The following is a 7145-nucleotide window of genomic DNA, read 5'->3' as shown; positions in this document are numbered from 1 at the left end:
ATTCAAGCCGGCCTGTAGGCCGCTGTGCCCTTGATCTGCTTTTGATCTTGATCTTAGGCGCCCCGTTAAACCACGCTGGCCGAACGCAGGCTTTGGAGCGTGGGTAACCCGGCAGGACGCCGGGTTAGCCGCGCTGGGCCAAGGATGGCCCATCGCGGCGGCCCACGCTCCAAAGCCGGAGTGAGGGCACACCGAGCCCAAGCGAGGTGCCGAGTGGTGGGGCAAGAGCGTTTTGCTTACTTTTGCGCTTTTCAAAAGTGAGCCGCTGTAAGAGCGGAACCCATATCAAAAATCACCTAAATAACGGATATGTCCCCCCACCTATCCACCACACACAGATCATTTATCAATAACCACACTTACCACTGCAACTTCCCCACCCTCTATCTGAACAAACTCTGAACCAGTAACAAATTAAGTCATTAACCGTTGACATCCGGCAACTGCCTGAGTAAATTCCCCGTGCCTGCAACTCAGGGCCATTTTTCAACCTCACAAAAGAAGCCAATGGACACAGTATCTAGTCGCTGTCCGATCACCGTGAATGCGGCAAATCGGGCGCCAAACCCAGAAAAAATGACGGGACTCGCCTTTCCGGCCGAGTAAGCTGCGCTAGAGCCTGACGCTCCAACGTAACTGCCTCACCGGATGCCAGTCCGGTCCCGAGGTGTGTTATGACCTTTCAACTGATTGTTTTGCCTGATCTGCGCACGCTGGCCGCGGCCCTGCGTGCCAAATTGTGCCGCGAGCCCGTAGGCTTTTCCCCTACCCGCAGCGCCTTGCTACCTCCTCCCCCCGCGCGTGCCCCGCTCCCCGGGCGCACTGGCATATCTGCCCCACCACCGGCCACCTGGTCCAGCAATGGGACCACGCCGACCCTCAAGACCCACAGAGACGGGACGTTTCCAGCCTGGTCGCGCAAGCGAGCCTGATGCTGAGCCTCTACGTGGACGCTCGCGCGGCGTAAGCCGGCTGAAAACAGCAACTTCCTGATTATCCGTTAATTGTTTAGCTGGAGTTCTCTATGGACGAAGCCAGTAGTAGCCCGCTGCGCGCTAGTTAACTAACGCGCTGTTAGCGGGCCTGTAGAAAGTTACCCAACACTTTATTTAAACCGATCGCGCAGTCAGCGACTCGGCATGCTTTCGCTCGCCTGTCATCAGGTAAGTACCGGGTATGTTTTGTCGAAAAATTGGCGACAGGAGTACACACAATGAGCGCAGTAAAAAACCCGAAACTGCACAAGAAAAACGGCACGGACACCGACACCAAGCTGTCGATGCGTGCTGCCCGCGAAGCCCAGAATGGCCTCTCGGCAACCCTCGCCAATGTCCGGGCAACCAAGGATGGCCTCACCGAGCTGGATGCCTCTGCTCGCCTGCAACGTGAAGGCTACAACGAGGTGGCCCACGACAAGCCGCCTCACGCCATCGTGCAATTCCTCCACGCCCTGAACAACCCGTTCATCTATGTGCTGCTGACCCTCGGCGCCATCAGCTTCGTCACTGACTACTGGCTGCCACTGCAGGACGGTGAAGAAGCCGACCTGACCAAGGTCATCATTATCATGACCATGGTCATGCTCAGCAGCCTGCTGCGGTTCTGGCAGGAACACCGTTCGGCCAAGTCCGCCGAGGCCTTGAAGGCCATGGTGCGCACCACCGCCACCGTGCTGCGCCGTGAGCAAGTAGGCTCCAAGCCGACCCTGCGGGAAGTGCCGATGCGCGACCTGGTGGCCGGCGATATCGTGCAGCTGTCAGCCGGCGACATGATCCCAGCCGACATCCGCCTGATCGAGTCCCGCGACCTGTTCATCAGCCAGGCCGTGCTCACCGGTGAAGCCTTGCCGGTGGAGAAGTACGACACTCTCGGGGACGTCACGCAAAAATCCGCCACCTCAATGGCAGCGGACCAAGGCAACCTGCTGGACTTGCCGAACATCTGCTTCATGGGCACCAACGTGGTCAGTGGCCGGGCGCAAGCCGTGGTGGTTGCCACCGGCCCGCGCACCTACTTTGGCTCCCTGGCCAAGGCGATCGTCGGCTCCCGGGTGCAAACCGCGTTTGACCGTGGGGTGAACAGCGTCAGTTGGCTGTTGATTCGCTTCATGCTGGTGATGACGCCGATCGTGTTCTTCCTCAACGGTTTCTCCAAGGGTGACTGGAGCGATGCCTTGCTGTTCGCCCTGGCGGTCGCAGTAGGCCTGACCCCGGAAATGCTGCCGATGATCGTCAGCGCCAACCTGGCCAAGGGCGCTACCGCCATGGCCAAGCGCAAGGTGGTGGTCAAGCGTCTCAACGCGATCCAGAACTTCGGTTCGATGGACGTGCTGTGCACTGACAAGACCGGCACCCTGACCCAGGACAAGATCATCCTCGAGCACCACGTCAACGCCTTCGGCACACGTGATGACTCGGTGCTGACCCTGGCCTGGCTCAACAGCCATCACCAGAGCGGCATGAAGAACCTGATGGATCAGGCGGTCGTCCAGTTCTCGGAGCAGAATCCGAAGTTCCAGGTGCCGTTCGCCTACAGCAAGGTGGATGAACTGCCGTTCGACTTTATCCGCCGTCGCCTGTCGATTGTAGTCAAGGACGCGCAAAACGATCACCTGCTGGTGTGCAAGGGCGCAGTCGAGGAGATGCTGAGCATTTCCACGCACGTGATGGAAGGCGATGTTGCCGTCGAGCTGGATGATCGTCGTCGCAACGAGTTGCTGGCGATTGCCCAGGACTACAACGAAGACGGCTTCCGGGTGCTGGTGCTGGCCACCCGCAACATTCCCAAGGCCGTCGCACACAAGCAGTACACCACGACCGATGAACGCAACCTGGTGATCCGTGGTTTCCTGACCTTCCTCGATCCACCAAAGGAAACCGCGGGCCCGGCGATCGCCGCCCTGCGCGAGATCGGCGTGGCGGTCAAAGTGCTGACCGGCGACAACGCCATCGTCACCAGCAAGATCTGCCGTCAGGTCGGCCTGGAGCCTGGCGTACCGTTGCTGGGTGTGGAAATCGAAGCGATGGACGACGCCACCCTCAAGCTGCGGGTTGAGGAACGCACAGTCTTCGCCAAGCTGACGCCGCTGCAGAAGTCGCGGGTACTGAAGACCTTGCAGTCCAACGGCCACACCGTGGGTTTCCTCGGCGACGGCATCAACGATGCACCGGCCCTGCGGGATGCCGACGTAGGTATCTCGGTGGACAGCGCGACGGACATTGCCAAGGAATCCGCCGACATCATCCTGCTGGAAAAGAGCCTGATGGTGCTGGAAGAAGGCGTGCTGAAAGGCCGCGAGACCTTCGGCAATATCATGAAGTACCTGAACATGACCGCCAGCTCCAACTTCGGCAACGTGTTCTCGGTGCTGGTGGCCAGTGCGTTCATTCCGTTCCTGCCGATGCTGTCGATTCACCTGCTGCTGCAAAACCTGATGTACGACATCTCCCAGCTGGCCTTGCCGTGGGACAAGATGGACAAGGAATACCTGGCCAAGCCACGCAAGTGGGATGCGAAAAACATTGGCCGCTTCATGCTCTGGATCGGGCCTACCTCGTCGATCTTCGACATGACCACCTTTGCCCTGATGTGGTACGTGTTCTCGGCCAACAGCGTGGAAATGCAGACCCTGTTCCAGTCCGGCTGGTTCATCGAGGGGCTGCTCTCGCAAACCTTGGTGGTGCATATGCTGCGCACCCGCAAGATCCCGTTCTTCCAGAGCAACGCCGCATGGCCGGTGATGATGATGACCTGCATCGTGATCGCGCTGGGCATCTACGTACCGTTCTCGCCGCTGGGTGCGATGGTCGGCCTGGAGCCGCTGCCACTGGCGTACTTCCCATGGCTGGTGGGCACCCTGGTTGCCTACTGCTGCGTGGCACAACTGATGAAAACCATTTACATCCGCCGCTTCAAGCAGTGGTACTGATCGGCTCTCTGTAGGAGCGAGCTTGCTTGCGAAGGTCGTTAACGATAACGCGGGTGTCCTGGCTAAACGCGGTGCTCTCGGGTTTTTCGCGAGCAAGCTCGCTCCCACAGTAACCGCAGCCTTTGATGGAGAGAGGCGATGAAAACACTGATGAGCTACCTCGACAACGCCGCACGCGCCGTATTGGTATTCGCCCTCGCCCAAGCCGCCAAGACGGTGATGGTGCTGGGCGTGCGGCTCTACGCGCGCAACCTGCTCAGTGCCGTGGAAATGCGCTTCATGCTGGGCTTTTCCAGCAGCTTGAACAGCACGTGCATCCGCTTGCTGCGTCCGCGTCGATAAATGGCAATACGCAATACAAGGAAACATCACCATGCGCGTCTTGATCTGTGCAGGTCGTCATTACGCCGATACAAAAATGTCCCGCCAGGTGCTGGACGCCTATCACCGCCTGCGCCCGGTGCAGGTATTGATCCACGGCGGCAGTCAGTTCCTGGGCAGCGACGTGGAGGACTGGGCACGGGAAACGGGAGTGGATGTGGTGCGTTACCCACCCAACTGGCAACGCCATGGCAAGCAAGCCGAACGTCACCGTAACCAGTTCATGCTCACCGACAGCCGCCCCGACGTGATCATCGCGCTGCCCGGCGGCGATGACACCTCGGAACTGGTGAGCCAGGCCAAGGCCTGTGGCATCCATGTGCTCACTGTAGACAGCTGAATCAACCCTTATTGGAGCATCCAGACATGAAAGAAGAACCCAGTTGTAGCCGCACCCCGTTGCACACCTTTTTCTATTTGAATCACGGCGCGTCCCTGCCAAGTCCGGTCGGGACACGCCTCCGGCTGTTGATCGAGGTTCACCATGTACAAGAAACACACCCCTGACGGTTTCGCTAAATACCGCAACCGCACCACCCACCTTACCTTCCATCCCCTGCCCGCCTCTAAGCGACGCGCGGTGCGGCGCAACCTGATGTTCGTCGGCGTGACCGCGGGCATCGTGCTGGTGCTCAGCCTGATGTCGAATGCCAACGCGGCCGGCGGCTCCTACGTGGTCGATGATGGCGCGATCAATGCCCCGGGCGAATGCAATGTCGACGCCTGGTTCACCGCCAATCGGCACGACGGCTCCACCCACAACGAAACCCTGGCGCCGGCTTGCACCTCTACCGCCATTCCCTGGTTGCAGTGGACCGCCGCCGTGTCGCGAGCCAACCATGATGGCGACGGGGAAACCCAGGTCAATCCGCAGCTCAAGGCCCAGTTGTGGGCCCGAGAAGACCTGGGCCTGGAACTGGCCGCGTCTGCCGGCGTGCATTACGCGCTGAACCGTCAACATTCGTTTGATGGCGCGGACTTGAATGTACCGTTTACCTGGCAACCGCTGGAGGCCCTGCGGCTGAACTTCAACGCGGGTTGGAGCCATGCCTATAACGACGGCGACCAGACTCATCGGCCGACCTGGGGCACCGGGTTTGAATACAGCGTGATGGATTCGCTGACGCTGATCGCCGAACGTTACGGCCAGCAAGGTGGCGACCAGGCGTGGCAGGCGGGGCCGAGGGTACACATCGGCAAGAATGTGGATGTGGACCTGGTGGTGGGGCGCAGTTTGATCGGTGATCAACATCAGTGGCTGACTACGGGAGCCACGCTGCGGTTCTAACCCAGACGATGATCAACCTGTGGCGAGGGAGCTTGCTCCCGCTGGGGCGCGTAGCGGCCCTAAAACCTACGACCGATTTCTATCTGAAAGCACACGGTCGATTGTTTTGGGGCTGCTGCGCAGCCCAACGGGAGCAAGCTCCCTCGCCACATATTTGGTATGACAGTAAATAGCGATTTAAACCTGTCCCTTGGCCTGCTGCTCCAGATGCACCTGCAACGCAGGATCAATCTTCAACTGCCCCGCCAGTTCATCCAGGTAATTGCGCTCCGCGTTCTGCTGGTCATCCACCAGCAGCACACTGACCAGGTACACCTCGGCCGCCACCGCCGGGTCCCCGGCAAACTCGGCAAAATCGGCCGCATTCAGCGGCTTGGCCACCTCGGCATCCAGCCACGTCTGCAATTGTGGATCATCGGTGTGCTTGCCGATTTCGGCCGAGATCATCTGCTGCTCGCGCTCATCAATCTCGCCATCCGCCTTGGCCGCCGCGATCAATGCGCGCAGCACGGCGTGGCTGTGTTCTTCGACCTGCGCGCCAGACAGCTGGTCAACCGTCTGCAACGCCTCCTGCGGTGCCGACGCCTGTTGCCGCTGCCAGGCCTGATACGCCTGGAACGCCATCATGCCCAGGGACGCCAGCGCCGCGTAGTTGGTGCCGCCCGTGCGCCCTTGCGGCGCCGTGCGGGTGCCGCCGAGCATGCCGCCCAGTCCACCGAGCAAACCACCGAGGCCGCCACCGCCTGAAGCCGAAGCACCGCCGCCGCCCAACAAACCGCCAAGCAGCCCGCCCAAGCCACCCAGCCCGCCCTGAGACGCGGGTGCAGAGCCGCCCTGCTGGCTCGTCGAGCCTTGGCCCGCGCGCAACAATTGTTCCAGTAGATCGCCGGTATTCATGGTGTCACCCTCCCAGGGCGCAGAGTTCCAGATCAACAACAATAGACCGGCTGCGCCAGAACACCATGACCGCCGGGCAGGCACGTTCTATCATGGCGCCGCCGCCATTGAGGAAGCACCACATGACCCGTACCGAGCAGATTGCCTTGATGGCGACCTACAACCAGTGGATGAACCGCAAGGTGTACGAGGCTGCCGGCGGCCTGAGCGACGCGGATCTGATTGCCGACCGTGGTGCGTTCTTCGGCTCGATCCTTGGCACGCTGAACCACCTCGCCCTGGGTGACCGCGTCTGGCTCAAGCGTTTCGCCGAGCATCCGGCAGGCTTTGTCGCGCTGGCACCGCTAAGCGCTTTGGCATTGCCGCCACGCCTGGATCAACTGGCATTCGCCAATGTCCGTGAACTGTCGGCCCATCGCGCCTGGCTCGACCAGATCATCATCGACTGGACGCAATCCATCAGCGAGCCGGAGCTGGATCAGCCACTGGCCTACCGCAACATGGCAGGCACGGCCATGCACAAGAATTTTCATGCATTGCTCGTGCACTTCTTCAATCACCAGACCCACCACCGGGGCCAGGTGACCACGCTGCTGACCCAGGCCGGGCGCGACGTGGGCGACACCGACCTGCTGGCACTGATGGACTAGT

Annotated in this window: 6 protein-coding genes and 1 pseudogene; 6 read left to right on the top strand and 1 reads right to left on the bottom strand. The window is 60.6% G+C overall.

The annotated features are described in order from the left end of the window. Positions 1 to 674: 674 nt before the first annotated feature. The 5 genes and pseudogenes from AU074_RS34790 to AU074_RS06265 all read left to right on the top strand — a co-directional run bounded on the left by AU074_RS34790 (position 675) and on the right by AU074_RS06265 (position 5597). Positions 675 to 967, top strand: a pseudogene (locus AU074_RS34790) (hypothetical protein). A 246-nt stretch (positions 968 to 1213) separates the two neighbouring features. After that, entirely contained in the window at positions 1214 to 3928 is a 2715-nt protein-coding gene (gene mgtA / locus AU074_RS06280) for a magnesium-translocating P-type ATPase (protein ID WP_076013988.1), read from the top strand. A gap of 138 nt (positions 3929 to 4066) precedes the next feature. Then, positions 4067 to 4270, top strand: a complete 204-nt coding sequence (locus AU074_RS06275; protein ID WP_256576853.1) for a hypothetical protein — start codon at positions 4067 to 4069, stop codon at positions 4268 to 4270. 31 nt (positions 4271 to 4301) lie between these two features. Continuing rightward, the gene (locus AU074_RS06270) at positions 4302 to 4649 is read left to right on the top strand and encodes a DUF2493 domain-containing protein (RefSeq protein ID WP_010171459.1); all 348 of its coding nucleotides are present in this window, start codon (positions 4302 to 4304) and stop codon (positions 4647 to 4649) included. Between the two features lie 144 nt (positions 4650 to 4793). After that, positions 4794 to 5597, top strand: a complete 804-nt coding sequence (locus AU074_RS06265; RefSeq protein WP_076013987.1) for a hypothetical protein — start codon at positions 4794 to 4796, stop codon at positions 5595 to 5597. A 177-nt stretch (positions 5598 to 5774) separates the two neighbouring features. On the opposite strand, the gene AU074_RS06260 is transcribed toward AU074_RS06265, so the two are convergent. Continuing rightward, complete coding sequence (locus tag AU074_RS06260; RefSeq protein ID WP_076013986.1) at positions 5775 to 6494, bottom strand: tellurite resistance TerB family protein; 720 nt, start codon at positions 6492 to 6494, stop codon at positions 5775 to 5777. Positions 6495 to 6616: 122 nt separating this feature from the next. On the opposite strand from AU074_RS06260, the gene AU074_RS06255 reads away from it, so the two are divergent. Continuing rightward, entirely contained in the window at positions 6617 to 7144 is a 528-nt protein-coding gene (locus AU074_RS06255; RefSeq protein ID WP_076013985.1) for a DinB family protein, read from the top strand. Position 7145: the final 1 nt, after the last annotated feature.

The sequence above is a fragment of the Pseudomonas sp. ATCC PTA-122608 genome, from assembly GCF_001952855.1.
Classification (GTDB): domain Bacteria; phylum Pseudomonadota; class Gammaproteobacteria; order Pseudomonadales; family Pseudomonadaceae; genus Aquipseudomonas.
This window is presented reverse-complemented; position numbering and strand designations above follow the sequence as displayed.